The 22,620-nt window shown below is 74.3% G+C and carries 16 protein-coding genes; 9 read left to right on the forward strand and 7 right to left on the reverse strand.

The annotated features are described in order from the left end of the window. Positions 1-170: 170 nt before the first annotated feature. Positions 171-1,520 (forward strand): lipopolysaccharide biosynthesis protein, encoded by a 1,350-nt coding sequence (locus M8330_RS14465; protein ID WP_250827914.1) that lies wholly within the window; start codon positions 171-173, stop codon positions 1,518-1,520. Positions 1,521-1,564: 44 nt separating this feature from the next. On the opposite strand, the gene M8330_RS22505 is transcribed toward M8330_RS14465, so the two are convergent. Beyond that, positions 1,565-2,680 carry a glycoside hydrolase family 16 protein gene (locus M8330_RS22505; protein ID WP_250827915.1) on the reverse strand — a complete coding sequence of 372 codons (1,116 nt, stop codon included), beginning with the start codon at positions 2,678-2,680 and terminating at the stop codon, positions 1,565-1,567. Positions 2,681-2,824: 144 nt separating this feature from the next. Here M8330_RS22505 and M8330_RS14475 point away from each other — a divergent pair, with 144 nt between their 5' ends. Then, on the forward strand, positions 2,825-6,136 hold the full coding sequence (locus M8330_RS14475; RefSeq protein ID WP_250827916.1) for a PQQ-dependent sugar dehydrogenase: 3,312 nt from the start codon (positions 2,825-2,827) through the stop codon (positions 6,134-6,136). A gap of 100 nt (positions 6,137-6,236) precedes the next feature. Here the strand turns inward: M8330_RS14475 and M8330_RS14480 are convergent, their stop codons facing one another. Further along, positions 6,237-7,412 carry a serine/threonine-protein kinase gene (locus M8330_RS14480; protein WP_250827917.1) on the reverse strand — a complete coding sequence of 392 codons (1,176 nt, stop codon included), beginning with the start codon at positions 7,410-7,412 and terminating at the stop codon, positions 6,237-6,239. 157 nt (positions 7,413-7,569) lie between these two features. Then, positions 7,570-8,340 carry a helical backbone metal receptor gene (locus M8330_RS14485; protein WP_250827918.1) on the reverse strand — a complete coding sequence of 257 codons (771 nt, stop codon included), beginning with the start codon at positions 8,338-8,340 and terminating at the stop codon, positions 7,570-7,572. A gap of 123 nt (positions 8,341-8,463) precedes the next feature. Between M8330_RS14485 and M8330_RS14490 the strand changes: the two genes are divergently transcribed. After that, positions 8,464-9,780 carry an acyltransferase family protein gene (locus M8330_RS14490; protein WP_250827919.1) on the forward strand — a complete coding sequence of 439 codons (1,317 nt, stop codon included), beginning with the start codon at positions 8,464-8,466 and terminating at the stop codon, positions 9,778-9,780. Here M8330_RS14490 and icmF read toward each other — a convergent pair. From icmF to M8330_RS14505, 3 genes are all read right to left on the reverse strand, one after another. Continuing rightward, entirely contained in the window at positions 9,762-12,965 is a 3,204-nt protein-coding gene (icmF, locus tag M8330_RS14495) for a fused isobutyryl-CoA mutase/GTPase IcmF (RefSeq protein WP_250827920.1), read from the reverse strand. The genes M8330_RS14490 and icmF overlap by 19 nt on opposite strands. Before the next feature lie 137 nt (positions 12,966-13,102). Then, positions 13,103-13,597 (reverse strand): MarR family winged helix-turn-helix transcriptional regulator, encoded by a 495-nt coding sequence (locus tag M8330_RS14500; protein WP_250827921.1) that lies wholly within the window; start codon positions 13,595-13,597, stop codon positions 13,103-13,105. A 220-nt stretch (positions 13,598-13,817) separates the two neighbouring features. Further along, complete coding sequence (locus M8330_RS14505; RefSeq protein WP_250827922.1) at positions 13,818-14,648, reverse strand: putative protein N(5)-glutamine methyltransferase; 831 nt, start codon at positions 14,646-14,648, stop codon at positions 13,818-13,820. A gap of 140 nt (positions 14,649-14,788) precedes the next feature. Here M8330_RS14505 and M8330_RS14510 point away from each other — a divergent pair, with 140 nt between their 5' ends. Both M8330_RS14510 and M8330_RS14515 read left to right on the forward strand, forming a co-directional pair. Next, positions 14,789-15,898: an MBL fold metallo-hydrolase gene (locus M8330_RS14510; protein WP_250827923.1), complete on the forward strand. Its 1,110-nt coding sequence runs from the start codon at positions 14,789-14,791 to the stop codon at positions 15,896-15,898. A 113-nt stretch (positions 15,899-16,011) separates the two neighbouring features. Continuing rightward, positions 16,012-16,635: a hypothetical protein gene (locus M8330_RS14515; protein ID WP_250827924.1), complete on the forward strand. Its 624-nt coding sequence runs from the start codon at positions 16,012-16,014 to the stop codon at positions 16,633-16,635. 159 nt (positions 16,636-16,794) lie between these two features. Here the strand turns inward: M8330_RS14515 and M8330_RS14520 are convergent, their stop codons facing one another. Continuing rightward, positions 16,795-17,310 carry a GNAT family N-acetyltransferase gene (locus tag M8330_RS14520; RefSeq protein ID WP_250827925.1) on the reverse strand — a complete coding sequence of 172 codons (516 nt, stop codon included), beginning with the start codon at positions 17,308-17,310 and terminating at the stop codon, positions 16,795-16,797. 229 nt (positions 17,311-17,539) lie between these two features. Here M8330_RS14520 and M8330_RS14525 point away from each other — a divergent pair, with 229 nt between their 5' ends. From M8330_RS14525 to M8330_RS14540, 4 genes are all read left to right on the forward strand, one after another. After that, the gene (locus M8330_RS14525; protein WP_250827926.1) at positions 17,540-18,634 is read left to right on the forward strand and encodes a thiamine ABC transporter substrate-binding protein; all 1,095 of its coding nucleotides are present in this window, start codon (positions 17,540-17,542) and stop codon (positions 18,632-18,634) included. Then, positions 18,631-20,322: an ABC transporter permease gene (locus tag M8330_RS14530; protein WP_250827927.1), complete on the forward strand. Its 1,692-nt coding sequence runs from the start codon at positions 18,631-18,633 to the stop codon at positions 20,320-20,322. Before M8330_RS14525 ends, M8330_RS14530 begins: the two co-directional genes overlap by 4 nt. A gap of 64 nt (positions 20,323-20,386) precedes the next feature. After that, on the forward strand, positions 20,387-21,391 hold the full coding sequence (locus tag M8330_RS14535) for an ABC transporter ATP-binding protein (RefSeq protein ID WP_250827928.1): 1,005 nt from the start codon (positions 20,387-20,389) through the stop codon (positions 21,389-21,391). A gap of 65 nt (positions 21,392-21,456) precedes the next feature. After that, positions 21,457-22,503 carry a phosphatase PAP2 family protein gene (locus M8330_RS14540; RefSeq protein ID WP_250054962.1) on the forward strand — a complete coding sequence of 349 codons (1,047 nt, stop codon included), beginning with the start codon at positions 21,457-21,459 and terminating at the stop codon, positions 22,501-22,503. Positions 22,504-22,620: the final 117 nt, after the last annotated feature.

Genomic DNA, 22,620 nt, shown 5'->3' on the forward strand with positions numbered 1-22,620 from the left:
ATGGACTCCTGGGAGGGCCCGCCGGGCCCGGTTCCGGTCGACCGCGCCCCGGTCGGCACCGGCGACGCACCGGCCCGACGGGGCGCCCCGCCCCGCCGGTGCCGGGGCGGCCGCCCGCTCGTCGGGGGCTGCGCCCCCGACGGGTGCGCGGTGCCCGCGGTGGCCGGTCGATGACCGCCACCGAGCAGGCCTCGGGCTCGGCGCCCTCGCTCGGTCGTCTGGTGGGCCGGGCCGGCTCGTCCGTCGTCGGCCCCGCCTCGTCGCTGATGGCCGCGACGGTGACCACCTCGCTGCTCGGCCTGGTGTTCTGGGCCGTCGCCGCGCGCACCTACGACACGGCCGAGGTCGGGCGGGCGTCCGCGGTGATCTCCGCCGCGACCCTGCTCGCCACCCTGGCCCAGCTGAACCTGGGCAACGTCTTCGGCCGGTTCCTGCCCGCGGCCCGCGAGCGCCAGCGCGCGTTCGTCGGCCGGGGCACGGGCGTGGTGGTCGGGCTGGCGCTCGCGCTGGGCGCCGTCTACGCCCTGCTGCCCGTCTCCGACCCGCTGCTCGAGGGCGTGGCCGAGGGCGTCACGTTCCCGCTGCTCGTGGCGGTGCTCGCCGTGTTCGCGCTCCAGGACCTCGTCCTGGTGGCCGTGGGCCGCGCGACCTGGGTGCCGGTGGAGAACCTGTTCTTCGCCCTGGCCAAGCTGGGGCTGCTGGTCGCCGTCGCGCCGCTGGTGCCGCGCGGCGGCATCGCGCTGGCCTGGGTGCTGCCCGCCCTCCTGGCGGTGCTGGTGGTCTCCGCCGGGCTGCTGCCCGGCGTCGTGCTCGGCCGCCCCGGCCGCGGCCCGGTCGGCGGGGTGCTGCCCACGCCCCGGACCCTGCGGGAGTCGGTGGCCGGCGAGTACCTCACCGGCCTGGTCTCCACCGCCGTCCCGTTCGCCCTGCCGCTGCTGGTGGTGCACCGGCTCGGGCTCGAGGCGAACGCCTGGTTCTCGCTGCCCTGGATGGCCGCGACCGCGCTGAACCTGCTGCTGTGGAACATCGCCTCCGCGATGCTCGTGCGCGGCGCCGAGCGCGCCCACGCCTCCGGCGGCTCGACCGCGACGGCGGTGACGGGCCACCTGACCCGCTCCTCGCTCCAGCTCGCGCTGGCCGTCGCCACCAGCGGCGCCCTGGCGCTGTGGCTGGGCGGCGACCTGCTGCTCTCGCTGGTCGGGGCCGAGTACGTCGAGCAGAGCCGCTGGATGCTGCGGCTGGCCGCCACCGCGGCGCCGGCGACCGCCGTGATCGTCGTGTGGACGACGCGGGCCCGGCTCCAGCACCGGATGGTGGCGATGGTCGTCGTGCAGTCGCTGCTCGGCGGCGCCACGCTCGGCGTCGCCGCGCTGCTCCTGGGCCCGCTGGGCATCACCGGGGTCGGCGTCGCCTACCTCGGCACCCAGGCCGTGGCCGGGGCGCTGCTGCTCCCCGGGGTCCTGCGCGCCTGCCGCGACGACCAGGACAGCCGGGGCGAGCAGGACGGGGAGCCGGTATGAGGCACCCCGTCCGCCCGCTTCCGGGCCTGTTCCAGGGCCCGGCCTCAGCCGCGGTAGCGGTAGACCGAGACCCAGTCGATCAGCACCCGACCGCTGCTGCCGGACGGCGGCGTGCCGCCGTCGCTCTCGGTCTGGAGCACCCAGTGCATCGGGGTGGTGGGCACGGCGTTGGTCGTGCGCTCGACCCGGCGGCCGTCGAGGATCAGGTCCACGTGCTGCGGGGTCCACTCGATGGTGGCGACGTGCCAGCGGTTGAAGCGGCGGCTGGTGTGCACGTAGCCGCAGTTCTCGGTGGGGTTGCCGAGGCAGTGGACGAAGCCGGAGATCCGGCCGTCCAGCGGGCCCTCGGGCCAGTCGATCTCGCCCTCGTTCCAGTTGTCGGAGTCGGGCCACAGCAGCCAGGCGGTCTTCCAGCCGTCGATCGCGGGCGCCCGGAACCGGACGCTCCAGCGACCGTAGGTCTGCCCCTGCCAGGGGCTGCCGATCACCGGGGCCGGTGCGCTGGCGCGGGCGACGCCGTCCTCGGTGCCCAGCCGCATCCGCATCAGGCCGCGGCGGGCCGAGAGCCGGTCGGCGTCGTAGGTGGCGCCGTTGAAGGTGTCGTTGAAGCCGTCGTAGGCCGACCAGCGGCCGTAGCGGCGCAGGAACGTGCCCTCGCCGGCGCCCTTGCGGAAGTCGTCGACGAAGACCTGCCGCCAGTGGCGCAGGTTGCCCACCGGGGCGGCGGCGCCGTGGTCGGCCGCGCGGCGGCCGCCGGCACCCACGACGAGCGCGGTCCGCTCGCCGACGCGGCGGAGCGTGCCGCCGCGTCCGACGCAGGCCCACACGCGGTACCGACCGTCGGCCAGGCGCCGCGAGGTCCGCACCCTGACCCCCGACGCGTCCGGCTTGCGCCACGCGGTCGGGAAGTCCACGCGCCCCCCGCCCACGCGGCGGGCGCACACGCCCACCCGGCGTGCCGACATCGGTTGCGAGGACCGGACGCGCACCGTCGCGCGGACCTTCTCGGCGCCGACCGACAACCGCAGCACCGGCGCCGAGAGGCGCGTGGCTGCCGAGGCGGGGCCGGCTGACGTCACGGTCAGCAGGCCGCACAGGACGACGAGGGCCGCTGCCAGCGCAGCGGCCCGCACGGGACGAAAGAGCGGATGGGCGCTCACGAGTCTCCTCCGGTGGGTCGCAGCGCGACCACAGCGAGCGATCTACCTGCGGCGCCACGGGCGCGGCAGGACTTCAGGGACGTACGCCCGGACACACCGGGCAGGGGACGACGCACTCGTCGCCATACGAGGGAGGGAACCTACATGAAACGCACAGCGGCGGCCATCGCTGCCACCATGTGGGGTACGGCGGTGTTCACCGGAGCAGCCGTCGGCGCAGGACTCGTCGGGACGGCCAGTGCCGGGCCCGCCGGGGCGGAGCTGCACGTCGACTTCGGCAACGCCTCGACCACCCCCGCGGCCGGCTACCTGCTCGACTTCGGCCAGCCCTACGGGGACCGGACCGGGGCGCAGCAGGGCACCGACCTGACCTACGGCTGGGTCGACGAGGGCGGCAGCACGCCGCTCGACCTCAGCAGCCGCGGTCGGTACCGCAACAACACCGGCCTCAGCGACGAGCGGGTCAACTCGTTTATGCACATGGCGCTCTCGGACGGGACCGCCGGCGCCTGGGAGGTCGAGGTGACCGACGGCTGGTACGAGGTCACCGTGGGTCTCGGCGACCCCGCCCCGTCCTACGACAGCGTGCACACGGTCGCCGCCGAGGGCGTGACCGTGGTGCCGGGCTACGCGCCGACCTCGGCCGACCGGCTGCGCTCGGCCACGGTGCAGGTGCCGGTCGACGACGGCCGGCTGACGCTGGACGGGATCGGCGGCTCCAACGTCAAGATCAGCTACGTCGACGTCGTCCGTGTCTCCGCGCCGGTCTCGACCGTCGCCCTGCCGTTCTCGGTCGACTTCGGTGCCGCCGGCAGCGACCCGGTCGACGGGTCCGTGCGGGACTTCGGCGAGGCCTACGGCCAGCGTGCCGACGGCGTCTACGGCTGGCTGGCGCAGGGCACGGACACGCCGCTCTCGCTCGTCGGCAACGGTCGCACCCGCAACGCCTCCGGCCTCGCCGACCAGCGGCAGGCCACGTTCATGCACATGCAGGCGGGCGCCGGCAGCGGCGTCACCGACCAGGGCGACTTCGGGGTCGCGGTGCCCGACGGCACCTACCGGGTCACCGTCGGCACCGGGGACCCGGGCAACAACTACGACTCCAGCCACCGGATCGTGGTCGAGGGCACCGAGGCGATCGCCGCGTACACGCCCACCTGGTCGACCAAGTTCCGCACCGGCGTCGTCGACGTCGAGGTCACCGACGGCGTCCTGAACGTCTCCGCCGTCGGCGGCTCGAACACGAAGATCAACTTCCTCGACGTGCAGGACTGGAGTGATCCCGGGGGGGCGTCGTTTCCGGTTCTGGTCGACTTCGGAGCCACCAGCAGCACCCCCGCCGACGGGTACCTCCTCGACAGCGGCGCGGCGTTCGGGGCGCAGACGGGCGGCTACTCCTTCGGCTGGGTCGCGGAGGGCACCGACACCCCGATCGACGCCACGCTGAACGGCCGCCAGCGCGCCAACGCCTCCACCACCGACCCGCGGCTCCAGAGCCTGATGCACATGGACTGGAGCGGTACCGGCAGCAACGGACTGGCGCAGCCGATCTCGTGGGAGCTCGCGGTGCCCAGCGGCACCTACCGCGTCGAGGTCGCCGTCGGTGACGCCGCCGGCGTCTACGACAGCACCCACGCCATCGACGTCGAGGGGGTGACGACGGTCGGTGGGTTCACCCCCACCAGCGCCAACCGGTTCGCCATCCGCACCAGCACCGTGACGGTGGTCGACGGTCGGCTCACCATCGACTCCTCGGCCGGCACCAACACCAAGATCGACTACGTGATCATCGACTGGATCGACCCGAGCCGGCCGCGCGTCGCCAGCATCACCCCCACCACCGGGGCCACGGACGTGTTCCGCGACCTGTCCGTGACGACCGAGCTCACGCTGCCCGGCGGGGCGATCGACTACACGACCGTCACCGAGGACACCGTGCAGCTGCACGAGGTCGACACCGGCGCCGTGGTGCCGTCCTCGGCCAACACCTCCGGCGGCGGAGACGTGCTCGTGCTGACGCCGTTCCAGACGCTCGACCCCAACACCGAGTACGAGTTCGTCGTCACCGACGGGGTCGAGGACGTGGTGGGCAACAAGTTCCTGCCCTTCAGCTCGACCTTCACCACCGGGACGCTGCTCTCGGGCACGGGCATCGACGGCGTCGCCTTCAGCCAGGAGGTGGCCGTGGACGACCACATGTTCACGACGATGACCTTCGGGCCGGACGGCCGGTTCTACGCGGCCACGCTCAACGGCTTCATCTTCCGCTACGACGTGGCGGCGGACGGGACGCTGAGCAACGAGTACCAGATCAACACGGTCTACGACCTCAACGGTGGGGAGTTCCGCACGATCATCGGCCTGGTCTTCGACCCGGCCTCGACCCCGACGGACCCGATCCTGTGGGTGACCGACAACTTCATGTACATCGGCACCGACGACGTCCCCGACTGGTCGAGCAAGGTCGACCGCCTCACCGGTGCGAACCTGCAGAACGGTGAGACGGTGATCGAGAACCTGCCGCGCTCGGCCCACGACCACGAGGCGAACTCGCTGGCCTTCGGCCCGGACGGGGCGCTCTACCTGACCATGGGCTCCAACACGGGCATGGGCTACCCGGACCCCGCGTGGGCCAACCGGGCCGAGACCGAGCTGGCCGGCGCGATCCTGCGGATCGACACCGACGCCCTCCCGGCCTCGCTGCCGCTGGACGTCAAGACCACCGACGGCGGCGGGACCTACGACCCGTACGCGGCCGGTGCGCCGGTGACGCTGTACGCCACCGGCGTCCGCAACGCCTTCGACCTGGTGTGGACCGACGACGGCCAGCTGTACGCGCCGACCAACGGCTCCGCGGCGGGTGCGAACATCCCGTCGGTGCCGGAGACCCTGCCGGACACCTGCTCGGCGCGGATCGACTCCGGCGAGGCGGGGGCGTGGACCTACGACGGGCCCACGTTCGCCACGATCCTGGGCAACCCGGTCGCGCAGACCGACTTCATCCACCACATCGTCGAGGGCGGCTACTACGGCCACCCGAACCCGTCGCGCTGCGAGTTCATCTCCTACGGCGGCAACCCGACCGCGGGCGTGGACGACTGGGAGGAGACGCAGTACCCGGTGGGCGTGGAGCCGGACCGCAACTTCCGCTCCGAGGACGTCTTCGACGCCAGCATGCACGCCTCGGCCAACGGCGTCCTGCAGTACTCCAGCGACGTCTTCGGCGACCTGCTCGCCGGGCAGCTGCTGGTGGTCCGCTACAGCGCGGGCAAGGACGTGATGGTCGTCGGTCGCAACGGTGCGGGCGACGTCACCGGCCTCACCACGGGGGTCACCGGGTTCACCGGCTTCGCGGAGCCGCTGGACATCGCCGAGGCACCGGACGGCTCGGGCGTGCTCTACGTGAGCGAGCTCGGCGCCAGCCGGATCACCCTGCTGCGACCGGTCACCGACTGACCGCAGCCCGACAGCACGCAGGCCCCCGGACCGTGAGGTCCGGGGGCCTGCGTGCGTGGGCTCCTGATCGGTGCGCGGGGGAGACGGGGGTGAGCGGGGCTCAGACCGCGACGCGGCGGTGCCGCGGGGCGTACCCGCGGCGCGGGGCGGTGGGCCGGGTGCGGGCGGCGCGCCGGCGTCCGGCGGAGCCCGCAGGACGGGGCGCGCCCACGGGGACGGGCTGGAGCATGAGATCGAGGGCGAGGACGCCGGTGGCGTCGACGCGCTGGGCGGGCTCGGAGTGCTGGGCGGGCTCGGAGTGCTGGGCGGGCTGGGCGGGCTGGGCCGCGCGGACCCGCTGCTCGGCGCTGCGCTCGACCGCGGTGGCGGCCGGGGAGAGGGTGCTGACCACCTGGCGCAGCCCGCTGGAGGCCAGGTCGTGCAGGATCGCGGCGGCCTCGGCGGCGCTGGGCCGCTGCTCGGGCTCGCGCCGGGTCATGCGGTGCAGCAGCGCGGACCAGCCCGCCGGCAGCGAGGTCGGGATGAGCGGGCTGTGCTGGAGCCGGGCGTAGGCGGCGCTGTCGTCGCGGCCCGGGTAGGCGCGTCGCCCCGTCACGGCCTCGAGGAGCACGAGGCCCAGGGCGTAGACGTCGGCGCGGTCGGTGACGGGGTCCTCGCTGATCTGCTCGGGGGCGAGGAAGGCGACGGTGCCGACCGTGTGGCCGGGCGTGTCGCGGGTGCGGCGGCCGTCCCACTGGGCGATGCCGAAGTCGGCGAGCATGGCGCGCTCGGGGCCGAGCAGGATGTTGCCGGGCTTGACGTCGCGGTGCACCACGCCGAGCGCGTGCACGCCGGCCAGGGCGGCGGCGACCTCGGCCCCCACCTGGGCGGCGCGACGGGGCTCGAGCGGGCCGCGGGTGATCTCGGTGGCCAGGTCGTGGCCCTCGACGAGGTCCATGACCAGGTGCGCGGGCCGGGACCCCGCGTCGACCAGCGCGGGTACGCCGGGCACCCGCACGTGGGCCAGCAGCAGGGCCTCGTCCGCGAGCCGCTCCCGGTTCACGTCGGTGTCGGCGTCACGGCGCAGAACCTTGAGGGCCACCTCGCGCTGGAGGTGGGTGTCCCAGGCGCGGTGGACGACGGCGGTGCCGCCGGTGCCCAGGGGGCCCAGCACGCGGTAGCGGTCGGCGATGAGGGGGATGGCGGGCAGCCCGTGGGCGGTGACCGCCGGCAGGTCGGCGGCGACGTCGGTCGTCAGCACGGCCGACTGCCGCGTCCGCTGCTCGTGTGCGCTCATCCTGGTCCTCGATCCTCCCCGGCGACGCTGTGTGCCGCCTGGCAAGGGGTTCCCGGTCCACTGAGCGCCCAATCTCCCCCTCAGGGGTGGGGTCCGGTTCCTCCGATTCGGGTGAACCGCCTCCTCGACGGTCGTCGGGGCCCGGGCCGCGGGGCGTTCAGGCCTCCCGTGCCACGGACTCGCGCGTCCGCAGCAGGGACGGCCCGTACCAGGTCAGGAGGCGTCCGGAGACCATCTCGACCGGCGTCCGGGTGAACACCTCGGGCCCGTCGTCCTCGGTGAACACGTACGGCTCGTCCATGAGCAGCACCGCGTCCGCACCGGCCGCATCCATCCACGAACTCTCGACACGGGGGTAGCGATCCTCGCCCGTTCGGGCGAGGGCGGAGCGTGCGGCGGGCTCCGGGTGCCGGACGCGCCACCCCAGGCGCCGGCACAGGTCGGCGGTGAACGTGGCGGCACCGACCACCATCCACGGGTCGCGCCACACGGGCACCACCACCTCCCGCGTCACCGGGGGGAGGGGGCCGAGCCAGGCGTCGGCCACGGCGTCGAGCCATGCCGGCCCGGCGCCGGCCCCGCCCGTCCAGCCGAGCTCGTCGACGAGCAGGCGGCGCATCTCGGCCACCGCCTGCGGCACCGTCTCGATCTCGGTCACGACCACCCGGACGCCGGCCTCGCGCAGCCGGCGCACGTCGATCTCCCGGTTCTCCTCCTTGTTGGCCACCACCACGTCGGGCTCCAGGGCCAGGACCGCTGCCAGGTCGGGGTTCTTGGTGCCCCGCACGCGGGCGACGCCGCGCGCGTCGAGGTCGGGCGGGTGCGTGCACCAGTCGGTGACGCCCACCAGGGCCTCGGGGCGGGTGGTCGCCAGCGCCTCCGTCAGGGACGGGACGAGGGACACGACGCGGCGGGCGGGACTGCTCACCCGTCCACCGTAGGGCGCTGCGCCGGCTCGCGCCGATCCTGTGTCGGGCCTGTCCGTGCGTCACCATGGCGCGTCAGCACCGCACGTCAGCACCTCACGTCAGCTCGGAGACCCGCACCACCGATGACCGACCTCTCGCCGGCACCGCTCCGCGACCGCCCGGACGCGACGAGCGACCGTCCCCGTGCCGGCCGCCTGCCCTGGGTCGACGTCGCCAAGGGCGCCTCGATCCTGCTGGTGGTGCTGCACCACGCCTCCACCAAGAACCTGCTGGTGCAGCTGCCCGGGGAGCTCGGCTGGGTCTCGCAGGCCTGGTACGAGGTCTCCACCGCCCTCAAGCCGGTGCGGATGCCGCTGTTCTTCGTGCTCAGCGGCCTGGTGGCCGCCGGCGCGGTGCGGCGGCCGTGGCGGGCGGCCCGCGCACGGTTCTGGGGCCCGGCCTGGCTGCACCTGGTGTGGCTGCCGCCGCTGGTGGTGTTCTTCTCGGTGGAGACGACCCTGCCGGGCAACCGCCTCACCGGCGTCACCGACGTCCTGGCCGACCTGCTGTGGGCCTCGACCAGTCTGTGGTTCCTCTATGCGCTGGCGGTCTACTTCCTGCTCGCGCGGGCCGTCGTGCGGCTGCCGCGGGTGCCGGTCCTGGTGGTGCTCGCGCTCGTCGCGGCGCTGGCCACCTACGTGCCCACCGAGCACTGGAACCGGTTCTCGGTGGTCTTCCACGCCGTCTACTTCGTCGCCGGGGCGCTCGCCCCCGACCTCGTGCACGCGGTGGCCGAGCGCGTGCGCCGCGTCCCGCTGGTGCTCCTCCTCGGTGGCTACCTGCTCTGTTGGGTCGGGCTGGACGCCGGCGCCGTGCCGGTCAGCACGCGGCTGTTCGTCACCAGCCTGGTGGGGGTGCCGCTGGGCCTGCGCGTGGCCCAGGCGGCCACCGGTCGACCGGCGGCGCTGCTGGCCGCGCTCGGTCGCCGCACGCTGCCGGTCTACGTGCTGCACCTGCCGCTGCTCGGGCTGGCCGTGCACCTGCCCCTGCCGCTCGGCACCAGTGCGGCGGGTGCGCTCCTGGCGCCGTTCGTGCTGCTCGCCGTCGTCGTGCCGACCACGCTGCTGCTGCACCGCGGCCTGCTAGCGCTGGGTGGCACGTGGCTGTTCGCGCTGCCCGCGTGGGTGGAGCCGGCGCTGGACCGGCTGGCCGGGGGCCGGCGTGCGAGGTCGGGTGCGGGCGTCTCGTGGCTCGTCGCCGGGGCTCCTCGCACCTCGACGACCGGTGGCGTCGCCGGGGCTCCTCGCACCTCGACGACCGGTGGCGTCGCCGGGGCTCCTCGCACCTCGACGACCGGTGGCGTCGCCGGGGCTCCTCGCACCTCGACGACCGGTGGGGTCGCCGGGGCTCCTCGCACCTCGACGACCGGTGGGGACGTCGGTCAGACCGAGCGCCGGTAGGCGCCACCCACCTCGAAGAAGGCCTCGGTCACCTGGCCGAGCGTGCAGACCCGCGCCGCGTCCATCAGGGCCGCGAAGACGTTGCCGTCGCCGGCGGCGACCTCCTTGAGCCGCGCGAGGGCGGCCGGAGCCTCCTCGGCGTGCGCGGCCCGGAACGAGCCCAGCCGCTCCAGCTGGGAGCGCTTCTCCGCCTCCGTGGCCCGGGCCAGCTCGACGGTCTCGGGGGTGCCGCCCTCGGCGTGCTCCTTGCGGAAGGTGTTGACGCCGATGATCGGCAGCGTGCCGTCGTGCTTGCGCTGCTCGTAGAGCATCGACTCGTCCTGGATGCGGCCGCGCTGGTAGCCGGTCTCCATCGCGCCCAGCACGCCGCCGCGCTCGGTGATCCGGTCGAACTCGGCCAGCACGGCCTCCTCCACCAGGTCGGTCAGCTCGTCGATCACGAACGAGCCCTGGAGCGGGTTCTCGTTCATCGCCAGGCCCCACTCGCGGTTGATGATCAGCTGGATGGCCAGGGCGCGGCGCACCGACTCCTCCGTGGGGGTCGTGACGGCCTCGTCGTAGGCGTTGGTGTGCAGGCTGTTGGCGTTGTCGTAGATGGCGATCAGCGCCTGGAGCGTGGTGCGGATGTCGTTGAAGTCCATCTCCTGCGCGTGCAGCGACCGGCCGGAGGTCTGCACGTGGTACTTCAGCTTCTGGCTGCGCTCGCTCGCGCCGTAGTGCTCCTTCATGGCCACCGCCCAGATGCGGCGGGCGACCCGGCCGATCACCGAGTACTCGGGGTCCATGCCGTTGGAGAAGAAGAAGGACAGGTTGGGCGCGAAGTCGTCGATCGCCATGCCGCGCGCCAGGTAGGACTCCACGTAGGTGAAGCCGTTGGCCAGGGTGAAGGCGAGCTGGCTCAGGGGGTTCGCCCCGGCCTCGGCGATGTGGTAGCCGGAGATCGAGACCGAGTAGAAGTTGCGGACCCCGTGCTCGATGAACCACTCCTGCACGTCGGCCATGCAGCGCAGGCTGAACTCGGTGGAGAACAGGCAGGTGTTCTGGCCCTGGTCCTCCTTGAGGATGTCGGCCTGCACCGTGCCGCGGACCGTCGCCAGCGCGGTGGCCGGGTCCACGCCCTGCTCGGCCGCCTGGTCGAGCACGGTGATGAGGAAGAACGCCAGCACCGTGGGCGCGGGGCCGTTGATCGTCATGCTCACGCTGGTCGACGGGCTGAGCAGGTCGAACCCGTCGTAGAGCTGGCGCATGTCGTCGAGCGTGGCCACCGAGACCCCCGAGGTGCCGACCTTGCCGTAGATGTCGGGACGCTCGTCGGGGTCCTGGCCGTAGAGGGTCACCGAGTCGAAGGCGGTCGAGAGCCGGGTCGCGGGCTGGCCCTCGGAGAGCCGCTTGAATCGGCGGTTGGTGCGCGCCGGGTCCCCCTCGCCGGCGAACATCCGGGCCGGGTCCTCGTTGTCGCGCTTGAACTTGAAGACCCCGCCGGTGAACGGGAACTCCCCGGGCAGGTTCTCCCGGCGCCAGAACGAGACGAGCTCGCCGGCGTCGGTGGTGCGGGGCAGGGCGACGCGGGGCACGCGGCTGCCGGAGAGCGACTCCCGGGTCAGCCGGGTGACGATCTCCTTGTCGCGCACCCGCACGACCTGCTCGTCGCCGGAGTAGGCCTCCACCACCGAGGGCCACGCCTCGAGCTGCGCCGCCACGTCGGCCGGCAGCGCGGCGCGCGCCTCCTCGACCAGGGCGGGCACGCCGCCGGCGTCCGCACCCCGCGCCTCGAGGGCGGCGGCCACGGACCGCGCCGACTGGAGGTCGCGGGCGCAGGCGGCCAGGCGCGCGGTCTCGGCGTGGTAGCCGCGCACGGTGGTGGCGATGTCGGAGAGGTAGCGCACCCGCTCGGCCGGGACGACGGCCCCGAACCGGGTCGAGTGGCGCACCGAGACCTCGGGCAGCGTGCCCGTGGCCACGGGCAGCCCGTGCTCGGCGAGCAGCCCCCGCAGGTGCTGGTAGAGCGCGGTGACGCCGTCGTCGCCGAAGGTGGCCGCCGAGGTGCCGAAGACCGGCATCTCCTCGGGGCGGGAGCCGAACGCCTCGCGGTTGCGGACGAGCTGGCGGCCCACGTCGCGCAGCGCGTCGGCGGCACCGCGGCGCTCGAACTTGTTGACGGCCACGACGTCGGCGAAGTCGAGCATGTCGATCTTCTCCAGCTGGCTGGCCGCGCCGAACTCGGGCGTCATCACGTACAGCGAGGTGTCGACGAACGGCACGATCGCGGCGTCGCCCTGACCGATGCCGGGCGTCTCGACGACGACCAGGTCGAAGCCGGAGGCGCGCAGCACGGTGAGCACGTCGTCGAGGTGCTCGGGCAGCTCGTGCGCGCCCCGGGTGGCCAGGCTGCGGAAGTAGACGCGGTCACGGTCCAGCCCCGCCAGGTCGAGGGCGTTCATCCGGATACGGTCGCCGAGCAGCGCACCGCCGCCGCGGCGCCGGGTCGGGTCGACGGCGAGGACGGCGACGCGCAGCTTGTCCTGCTGGTCGACCCGCAGCCGCCGCAGCAGCTCGTCGGTGAGGGAGGACTTGCCCGACCCGCCGGTGCCCGTGAGGCCCAGCACCGGCACCGCGCGGGCGGCGGCCGCCTCCTGGAGGCGGGCCAGCACTGCCTCGTCCAGGTGGCCGCCCTCGGCACCGGTGACCGCGCGCGCCACCGTGGCCCGCTCCCCGCCGATGACCGCGTCGGCGTCCACGCCGCGCACCTCCCACGGGTCGAAGTCGCAGGCCCGGACGACCTCGTTGACCATGCCCGCCAGCCCGAGCCGCTGGCCGTCCTCGGGGGAGAAGATGACGACGCCGCTCTCGCGCAGTCGGGTGATCTCCTCGGCCACGATGACGCCGCCGCCGCCGCCGACCACCTTCACGTGGCCGGCGCCGCGCTCGGCGAGCAGCTGCACGAGGTACTCGAAGTACTCCACGTGCCCGCCCTGGTAGCTCGAGACGGCCACGCCCTGGGCGTCCTCCTCGATCGCGGTCTCCACGATCTCGGCGACCGAGCGGTTGTGCCCGAGGTGGATCACCTCGCAGCCCTGGCTCTGGAAGATCCGCCGCATGATGTTGATCGAGGCGTCGTGGCCGTCGAAGAGGCTGGAGGCGGTGACGATCCGCACCGGGTGGGTGGGGCGGTGGAGCTCGGGCACGGGGGTCCTCCCTGGTGGTGAGCACGGGTCGGCGCCGGGTCGCGACGCACTTACTTGGACGTCCAAGTATGTGGGCGACAGTACGTGCTGGGAGTGCCGGGCGGAAGGGGTGCCGGCGGTCGCAGGTGCCGCCGGGATCAGTCGACCGGGTCGCCCGCGCTGCGCCGCAGGCGGGTCAGCAGGTCGGTGAGGGCGGTGACCTCGCCCGGCGCGATGCCGGTGCTGCGGAAGACGTCGTTGAGGTCCTCGGTCGCGGCGGCGGCCAGTGCGCGGCCGGCGTCGGTGAGCACGGCGAGCACCACTCGGCGGTCGGCCTCCCCGCGCTCGCGCAGCACCAGCCCCTGCCGCTCGAGGCGGTCGACGGCGCTGGTGACCGAGGCCGGGTGCACCTGGAGCAGGGAGCCGAGCCGCGTCATCGGCAGCCGCCCGTCGCGGGTGAACGAGAGCAGCTGCAGCAGCTCGTAGCGGGCGAAGGTCAGGCCGTGCGGCCGCAGGACGGCCTCGATCCGCTCCATCAGCAGCTGCTGGGCGCGCACGAGCGTGGTCACCATCGCCATGCCGTCCGCGGCGTCGGACCAGCCGCGGGCCACCCACTGGCGGCGCGCCTCGCGGATCGGGTCGGGGCGGGTCATGCGCTCATCCTGCCGCACGCCCCGGCGCACGGACGCCGGTGAGGTGGCGGCAGCCCCCCGTCAAGCGGACGCAGCGACCCCCCCACCGGTGCTGCGTCCGCCCCCCTTTGTCCTGCGGGGGGCTGCACGCCTTGCGCTCTAGTGTCTCCGTGTCGTGGACGTCTCAATCATTTTCTGCTCAATCAGTTGCAGTGAGCAGACCACTGACAGGACACGCTTGTCACCTGGGCAGGACGCCTGCTACGCCCGTGGCACCCAGTTCCTCGTCCGTGAGGAGGGTGGCGGTGAGCCCGCCCTGCTCCAGCGCGCGGACGGCGGTGGCCTGCTGCCCCGGTGCGCACTCGAGCACCAGCAGGCCCTCGGGCGCGAGCCACTCCGCGGCGTGGGCGGCGACGCGTCGGTGCAGGTCGAGGCCGTCGGCGCCGCCGTCGAGGGCGTGCCGGGGCTCGTGCTCGCGGGCCTCGGGGGGGAGGTCCGCCAGGGCGTCGGTCGGCACGTACGGCGCGTTCACGACCAGGGCGTCGACGTGGCCGCGCAGGGTCTCGGGCAGGGCGTCCAGCAGGTCCCCGGTGTGCACCTGTGCACCGGGAAGGTTGGCGGCGGCGCAGGCCGTGGCGAGCGGGTCGAGGTCCGCGGCGTGCACCTGCGCGGGTGCCGGGTGGCCACCGCGCTCGAGCAGCGCGAGGACGAGGCGGGCCAGCGCCCCGGTGCCGCAGCACAGGTCCAGGAGCACCGTGGGGGTGTCGCGGCCGGCCAGGTGGGCGGCGGCGGCGCGGGCCAGCAGCAGCGAGCGCCGGCGCGGCACGAAGACCCCGGCTGCGGTGCGCACGCGCACGCCGTCGACCTCGGCCCAGCCCAGGAGGACCTCGAGCGGCTCGCCCGCGACCCGGCGGGCGACGAGGCCCTCCAGCGCCTCCGGCTCCGCGCCCGTGCCGCGCAGCAGCGCCGCCTCGTCCTCGGCGAACACGCAGCCGGCGGCGCGCAGGCGGGCGACCAGCGGGTCCGGCGCCGGCGTGGGTGCCGGCGTGGGTGCAGGGGCGGGGGCGGGCACGCCGTCATCCTGCCGGGCCGTGCCGCCGAGGCCGAGCGGGAGGCCGAGCAGGAGGCCGAGCGGGAGGCCGAGCAGGAGTCCGAGCAGGCGTCCATCGGGCGTGGGTTACCCGCAAGTAGGTCTTCGGGTACGTTCGCGACGTGACCCAGGACACCGCCCACTCGGTCAGCCCCGACTCCGACCGCCACTGGTCCGACCCCGGGGCCTGGCCGGCCGCCCCCGGCGTGCACCGCATCCCCCTGCCGCTGCCCGAGGACGGGCTCAAGGCCGTGAACGTCTACGCGATCGAGGCCGACGACGGCCTCGTCCTGGTGGACGGCGGGTGGGCCATCCCGCAGGCGCGCGAGCTGCTGGAGTCCTCGCTGCGCTCGATCGGCTCCGGCCTCGGCGACGTGCGTCGCTTCCTGGTGACCCACGTGCACCGCGACCACTACACGCTGGCCCGGGTGCTCGGCTCCGAGCTCGGCGTCGACGTGGTGCTCGGCCGCGGCGAGCAGCCGGCGCTGGAGTACCTCGAGGCGCTGCACGGGCCCGAGGAGGAGCACCCGGAGGACCGGCGCTCCGGCGCCGAGCCCCTGCTCGCGGCCCTGCTGCGCAGCACGGGCGCCACCGAGCTCGCCGACCTGTGGGCGATCATCGAGAAGGACGAGAAGCCAGGCGAGGGCCACTTCTGGCACCGCCCCGACGCCTGGCTGGAGGGGGACGTGCCGCTGGCCGTCGGCGCGCGGACGCTGGACGCCGTGCACACCCCCGGGCACACGCCCGGCCACTACGTCTTCGCCGACGCCGAGGCCGGTCTGCTGTTCGCCGGCGACCACGTGCTGCCCACCATCACGCCGTCCATCGGCTTCGTGGTGCCGCCGGACCCGCACCCCCTGGGCGACTTCATGGCGTCGCTGACCCGGGTGCGGGCGCTGCCCGACCTGGGGCTGCTGCCCGCGCACGGCCCGGTGGGCGGCTCCTCGCACGCCCGCTGCGACGAGCTGACCGTGCACCACGAGGACCGGCTGGCGCTGTGCCTGGCCGCGCTCGCCGACGGCCCCCGCTCCGCGCACGAGGTCGCCGGCACCTTCGGCTGGACGCGGCACGAGACCGACTACGCGGCGCTGGACCCGTTCTCCGGGGGTCTGGCCGCGATGGAGACCAAGGCGCACCTCGAGCTGCTGGTGGCGCGGGGGGACGCCGTGCGGCTGACCGAGCCCTCCGTCGACGGCGCGCTGCTCTTCGGGCTCCTGCCCGCGCGCCCCTGACCGACGCGGCGTACCCCGGTGCCCCGGGGCGTGCTGCCCCGCTGACCTGCGAGGTGTGGAGAACTCGCGCCGGAGGAGGGCCGGCTGTCGGTGGTGGGCCGCACCGTTCTCGCATGAGACCTCTGCACCTGTACGGCCGCGACTCCGACCTCTCCGACACCATCTCCGGGCTCCTGGCGCAGGAAGGGCCCGAGCCACCCTCGCAGCGCCGGATCGCCGCCCGGCTGCGCACCAGTCCGGGCACGCTCGCCCACGAGTACGGCAACCGTGCGGGGATGCTGCGCCGTGCGGCGGCCGTCGTGGCGGGCGACCACGACCACGACTGGTACGAGCGGGCGCGGCTGGCCGCCGACCGCGGCGGAGGGCTGGCGGCGCTGCTGCCCCGCACCAGCGAGGAGTGGCAGCACGAGGTCACGTGGCGCACCTGGTGCACCGTGGCCGTCGGTCGCCCCGCGGTGGCGATGGCGCTCGCCGCCGGGCACATCGGTGAGCGCCGCGCCGTCGGCGGCGTGCTGGACATCCGCTCGGGTGGCCTGGAGGAGACGGCTGGTCATCACGCCGCGCTCGTCGACCTCGCCACCGCAGCCCTTGTCGGGCTCATCACGAGGGGCACGGCGCCCGACGTGGACACGCCCTGGTCGCCTGCCGGGGCGGCCGGGCAGCGGCTGCCGGGTGCCGAGCACCTCTCGCTCCTCGCGCGCCTGGAGGAGCAGGTGCGCGAGGAGGTCGCGTCCTGAGGGACGGCCGGCGCCCCCACCTGCTCGTCATGGCCTCGCCGCTCGTCCGGCACCGACCTCTCCGGCACCGACCTCTCCGGGATCGTCGAACGTTCGAGCAGACCGAGCAGTGCTGCTCGAACGTTCGACGATCTCGGGGAGGGTGGGGTGCCGGGTCGGTCAGCCCCGCGCCAGCCGCATGGGGCGGTGCGGGATGTGCCCGTCCAGGTACTCCTCGCCGTCGACGACGAAGCCGAAGCCGCCGTAGAACCCGACCAGGGGCGACTGGGCGCCGAGCACGACGTCCCGTCGCAGCCCGGCCTCGGCGTCGAGCGCCTCGCAGGCCTCCAGGCAGGCGTGCATGAGCGGGGCGGAGAGGCCGCGGCCGCGGGCGTCGGGGTGCAGGACGACCCGGCCGATGCGCAGCTCCGCGCCGTCGTCCAGCACCCGGGCGATGCCGAGGAGGCGCTCGTCGCCCGCGACGTGCAGCGTGACGTGCCGGGTGGCCGGCTCCGTGTCGCGGCCGTCGAGGTCGTCGTAGGGGTCGCGCTGCTCGACGACGAACACGTCCTGGCGCAGCTTCCACGCGGCGTAGGCGGTGTGGACGTCGAGGCCGGCGAACGGGTTGGCCGCGGTGCGGGCCTCGGGTCGGGCCTCGAGTCGGGCCTGGGGCGTCGGGGGAGGGCTCTCGGTCACCGGGCCATTGTGCTGGGCCCGTGCGCGCCGGGCTAAGGTGCCCTCGTCCAGTCAGGGGAGCACCCGGGCGGCCGCGAGGCCGGGGGGTTGCTGAGAGTGCGGGCCAGCCGCAGACCCTACGAACCTGCCCCGGTTAGCACCGGCGAAGGGAGTGCTGATGAGCCTGCGTGCCCGTCTCCGCCCGTCCACCTGCCCGTCCACCCGTCCGTCCCGCACCTCGCCTCGCCGCGTGCGTCCGGCGCGCGGCCTGGCGGCCGCCGCGACCCTCGCGCTCCTGGCCTCCGGCTGCTCGCTGGTCGGCTCCGAGAGCGACGAGGCCACCGACGCCTCGGGCGCCTCGGCCACCGCCGACTCCTCCGGCTCCGCGGCCGGGGGCACCGTCACCCTCGTGACCCACGACAGCTTCTACCTGCCCAAGAAGCTCATCAAGCAGTTCGAGTCCGAGACCGGCTACACGTTGGAGCTGCGCTCGGTCGGCGACGCCGGCTCCCTGACCAGCCAGCTCGTGCTGACCCAGGACGACCCGATCGGTGACGTCGCCTTCGGTGTCGACAACACCTTCGGCTCGCGCGCGCTCGACAACGACGTCTTCGCGCCGGCCGACGTCGACCTGCCCGACGGCGTCGCCGAGCACGCCCTGCCCGGGGACGACGACGGCACGATGGTCGCCGTCGACGACGCGTCGGTGTGCGTCAACGTCGACACCGCGTGGTTCGACGAGCAGGGGATCGAGCCGCCCACCACGCTGGACGACCTCACCGACCCCACCTACGAGGACCTCTTCGTCACCTCCGGCGCCACCACGTCCTCGCCCGGCTTCGCCTTCCTGCTGACCACCATCGCCGCCTACGGCGACGACTGGCAGTCCTACTGGAGCGACCTGCTGGACAACGGCGCCAAGGTCGACCGCGGCTGGGAGGACGCCTACCAGGTCGACTTCACCGCCGGCGGTGGCAACGGCGACCGGCCGATCGTGCTCAGCTACGACTCCTCGCCCGCGTTCACCACCGACGGCGAGGGCGGCACCACCACGGCCGCCCTGCTCGACACCTGCTTCCAGCAGACCGAGTACGCCGGCGTCCTGACCAACGCGGAGAACCCCGAGGGCGCGCAGGCCGTGCTCACGTGGCTCACCAGCGACGCCGTGCAGGCCGCGCTGCCCGAGTCGATGTACGTCTTCCCGGTGGTCGAGGGCACCGCGCTGCCCAGCGACTGGGCGCAGTTCGCCGTGCAGCCCGACGACCCGTGGACGGTCGACCCCGCCGACGTCGCCGAGAACCGCGACACCTGGCTGGCCGACTGGCAGGACGTCGTCAGCAGGTGACCCCCAGGTCACCGACGAGCCCGGGGGCCGGCCTGCGCCGCGTCGCCGGGCTCGTCGCGCTCGCGGCCCTGCCCACCGCCGTCCTGGTGGTGTTCTTCGTCGTGCCCGTGGCCGGCATGGTCTCCCGCGGGTTCGTGGTCGACGGGCCCGGTGGGCCGAGCGTGGACGTCGGCGGGGTGCTCGAGGTCCTCGGGCGGGACCGGACGCGCCGGGTGCTGTGGTTCACCGTGTGGTCGGCCGCCGCCGGCACCGCCGTCTCGGTGCTGCTGGGGCTGCCGGCCGCCTACGCGCTGCACCGGCTGGAGTTCCCCGGCCGCCGCCTGCTGCGGGCGGCGGTGATCGTCCCGTTCGTGCTGCCCACCGTCGTGGTGGGCGTGGCCTTCCGCGAGCTGCTGGGGGAGTCGGGCCCGGTCGTGCGCTGGCTCGGGGTCGAGCTGGACGGCACGGCCACCGCGATCGTCCTCGGCCTGGCCTTCTTCAACGTCTCCGTGGTGGTCCGCGTGGTCGGCGCCGCCTGGGAGAGCCTGGACCCGCGGCCCGGCGAGGCCGCGGCGGTGCTGGGCGCCTCCCCGGTGCGGGTGCTGGCCACCGTCACCTGGCCCCAGCTGCGGCCGGCGGTGGTCTCCGCGGCCACCGTCGTCTTCCTCTTCTGCGCCACCGCCTTCGGCGTGGTGCTCACCCTGGGCGGGCTGCGGTACTCCTCGGTGGAGACCGAGATCTACCTGCTCACCACCGACCTGCTCGACCTCCAGGGCGCCGCGGCGCTCTCCCTCCTCCAGCTGGTGGCGGTGGTGGCCCTCATGCTGCTCGTCGGGCGGCTGCGGCCCGCGGGCGACGGCCGGGTCTCCCGGGTCGTGGCCCGTCCGCGCCGCCCCCGCCGGGGCGACGCGGCCGCGCTGGTGCTGACCGGCCTGGCGGTGCTGCTGCTCGCCGCCCCCGTGGCCGCGCTCGTGGTCGGCTCGCTCCAGGGCCCGGACGGCTGGTCGCTGGTGCACTACCGGGCCCTGACCAGCACCGGTGAGGACGCCTGGACGGGCTCGTCGGCCGCCGACGCCCTCGTCACCTCCCTGCGCACGAGCATCGACGCGACCTGGATGTCGCTGCTGCTCGGCGGCCTCGTGGCCGTCCTGCTCTCGCGCCGCTCCCGCACCCGGGGCGAGCGCCGCGTCCGGCGGCTGCTCGACGGCCTGTTCATGCTGCCGCTGGGGGTCTCGGCCGTCACGCTCGGCTTCGGTTTCCTCATCACCCTCGACTCCGACCTGCTCGACCTGCGCGACTCGCCACTGCTGGTGCCGATCGCCCAGGCGCTGGTGGCCCTGCCGCTGGTCGTGCGCACCCTGCTGCCGGTGCTCGCGGGCATCGACGACCGGCAGCGCCAGGCCGCCGCGTCCCTGGGCGCCGGCGCGTGGCGCACGTTCCTCACCGTCGACGTGCCCGTCGCCTGGCGGCCGCTGCTGGCCTGCGCCGGCTTCGCGTTCGCGGTCTCGCTGGGCGAGTTCGGCGCCACGTCCTTCCTCGCCCGGCCGGACGACCCGACGCTGCCGGTGGTCATCTACCGGCTGCTCTCGCGCCCCGGCGACGAGACCTTCGGCACCGCCCTGGCCGCCTCGGTCGTGCTGGCGGCCGTCACCGCCGCGGTCATGCTGCTCGTGGAGCGGCTGCGCGTGCGGAACCTGGGGGCGTGGTGAGACCCCCGACCTCCCCGACCTCCCCGACGACCCCGACCACCCACCCCGACAGGCAGGAGCAGCCGTGCTGAGCATCGAGGGCGTGAGCATCGCCTACGAGGGCACGCCCGCCGTGCGCGACGTGGACCTCACCGTGGCCGACGGCGAGGTGCTGGCCGTGCTGGGGCCCTCGGGCTGCGGCAAGTCGACGCTGCTGCGGGCCGTGGCCGGGCTCGAGCCCGCCCTCGGGCGGATCGCCTGGGACGGCCGGGACCTCGCCCGCACCCCCACCCACCGCCGCGGGTTCGCGCTGATGTTCCAGGACGGCCAGCTCTTCGACCACCTCACCGTCGCCCGCAACGTCGGCTACGCCCTGCGCGTGCGCCGGTTGCGGGGACGACGGGTGGCCGAGCGCGTCGAGGAGCTGCTCGACCTCGTCGGGCTCGCCGGCTACGGGGAGCGGCTGCCCGGCACCCTGTCCGGCGGGGAGCGCCAGCGGGTGGCGCTGGCCCGCTCGCTGGCCGCGCAGCCGCGGCTGCTGCTGCTCGACGAGCCCCTCTCGGCGCTGGACGCCGGCCTGCGCGAGCGCCTGGCCGGCGACCTGCGCGACATCCTGCGCCGCGCGGGCACCACCACGCTGCTGGTCACCCACGACCACGAGGAGGCCTTCACGGTCGCCGACCGGATGGCCGTGATGCGCGAGGGCCGCGTGGTGCAGCAGGGCGCGCTCGCCGAGGTGTGGCGCGAGCCGGTCGACGCCTGGACCGCGCTGTTCCTCGGCTACGCCCGGGTGCTCACCGGCCCCGCCGCGTCCGCGCTGCTGGCGGCGGCGGACGTGACCGCGACGGGGGAGCGGGTGGCCGTGCGCCGCTCGGCCCTGGTGGCGGACGACGGCGGCCCGCTGCGCGCTCGCGTGCGGTCGGTGCGCGCGACGCCGGTGCAGACGCGGCTGGTCGTCGACCTCGAGGGCCCGGACAGCGCCCCGCTGGGGGAGGCCGACGCCGTCGCCGACCTGGGCCGGCGCGTCGGCCCGGGCGACGAGGTGCGGCTGCGGGTCGACCCGGGTCGGCTCGCCCCGCTCCCGGGGTGAGGGAGGCCCTGCCGCGTCGTCGTGGCTTGGGAGCCGCTGTGCACCGTTCCCTAGACTCCCTCCTCGTGTACCGCCGCGCCTACGTCCTGCTCGTCGGAACCGCTGCCGCGATGGGGCTGTGGGCCGTCGTCACCGCACTGATCCTCGGTCGCCCCCTGGTCGACCCCGAGGGCAGCTTCCTGGGTCCGTCGTGGCTGCGGCTCCCGCTGCTGCTCGGCGGCGCCGTCCTGGTGGACCTGATCCCCAGGACGCTGTGGAAGTCGCGCCTGCGCCCGTCGGCGATGAAGCCGGTCTTCATGCAGCGGCTGCGCACGCACTGGACCAAGGACCGCCTGCTGCTGGTCTTCCTGGGCATCGGGTGCTTCTACGTCACCTACGTCTGCTACCGGAACCTGAAGTCGTTCCTGCCCTTCATGCAGGACAACATGTACGACCGCGAGCTGCACCTGCTCGACCGAGCGCTGTTCTTCGGCCACGACCCCGCGATCGTGCTGCACGACCTGCTCGGCACCAACGTCGCCGCCTGGTTCCTGTCCTACATCTACCTGTGGTTCCTGCCGCTGGTGCCGATCGCGGTGACCGTCTGGGTCGTGTGGTCGCGCAACCTGTCCTACGGGTACTGGTTCGTGACCGCCCAGTGCCTCGCCTGGAGCCTGGGCACGATCTCCTACTACGCGCTGCCCACGCTCGGCCCCGGCCTCGAGTACGTCTCCCTCTACTCCGACCTGGCCTACACGCCGACGACGTCGCTGATGGACTCGTTGGTGAACTCACGGCAGGGCGTCATCCTCGGCGGGCTCACAGGTCAGGTGCAGTCGGTGGCGGGCTTCGCCTCGCTGCACTGCGGCATCACCCTGCTCATGGCGCTGATGGTGCAGTACACGCTGCGCCTGCGCTGGGTGAAGATCCTGTTCTGGGCGAACTTCGCCATCACCGTGGTGGCGACCCTGTACTTCGGCTGGCACTACGTCGCCGACGACATCGCCGGCATCACCCTGGCCCTCTTCTCCTTCTACGTGGCCGGGCTGGCGACGGGGCAGCGGTTCGACCACAGCGGCCTCACCTCGCACCCCACGACGACCGGCTCGCGCATCCCGGTCGGCAAGGACTGACCGGGCCGCTCAGCCCCTCGACGCACGATCTTCGGACCGGCGCCCCGCATCTGCGGGGCGCCGGTCCTGCATTGCGGGCACCCCACCGGGGTGCCGCGGGAATTACAACGGTGGAGG

It is taken from the genome of Nocardioides bruguierae, assembly GCF_023656415.1.
GTDB lineage: Bacteria > Actinomycetota > Actinomycetes > Propionibacteriales > Nocardioidaceae > Nocardioides > Nocardioides bruguierae.

Coding starts and splice junctions, on each gene's coding strand:
- M8330_RS14500 (WP_250827921.1), bottom strand. CDS start 13,597: ATGACCCGCCCCGACCCGATCCGCGAGGCGCGCCGCCAGTGGGTGGCC.
- M8330_RS14465 (WP_250827914.1), top strand. CDS start 171: ATGACCGCCACCGAGCAGGCCTCGGGCTCGGCGCCCTCGCTCGGTCGT.
- M8330_RS14475 (WP_250827916.1), top strand. CDS start 2,825: ATGAAACGCACAGCGGCGGCCATCGCTGCCACCATGTGGGGTACGGCG.
- M8330_RS14515 (WP_250827924.1), top strand. CDS start 16,012: ATGAGACCTCTGCACCTGTACGGCCGCGACTCCGACCTCTCCGACACC.
- M8330_RS14480 (WP_250827917.1), bottom strand. CDS start 7,412: ATGAGCGCACACGAGCAGCGGACGCGGCAGTCGGCCGTGCTGACGACC.
- M8330_RS14490 (WP_250827919.1), top strand. CDS start 8,464: ATGACCGACCTCTCGCCGGCACCGCTCCGCGACCGCCCGGACGCGACG.